The organism is Methylobacterium sp. CCH7-A2, from assembly GCF_001557075.1.
GTDB lineage: Bacteria > Pseudomonadota > Alphaproteobacteria > Rhizobiales > Beijerinckiaceae > Allobosea > Allobosea massiliensis.
Map to the genome: position 1 here is coordinate 1 of NZ_LSKN01000097.1, position 273 is coordinate 273.

Sequence of the window (273 nt, forward strand, 5' to 3'; positions counted from 1 at the left end):
TGGTGGCGACCGACGATCTCGTCCAGCGCATAGCCGGTCACGGCGAGAAAATTGGGGCGACAGGGTCGCGGGTCAGGGGCTCGGGCGAGGTGCTCACGAAGCCGATTCAACCATGGATTACAGCAGCTTGCCAGTACTGAACGATCAACAAGGAGCTGCAGCGCCATCGCTTCGGGCGTCGGGCCGAGAGCCTGCCGGTTGATCAGCTATTGCTGGGCCTCGAGGAGGCCGAGCAGATCGAGGCCGAGGGCCTCGCCGGCGAGGAAGCGGCTG

The 273-nt window shown here is 65.2% G+C and carries 1 pseudogene; it reads left to right on the forward strand.

The window, feature by feature from the left end:
- Nucleotides 1-143: 143 nt before the first annotated feature.
- A pseudogene (locus AX750_RS25445) lies at nucleotides 144-273 on the forward strand (transposase); the annotation flags it as partial.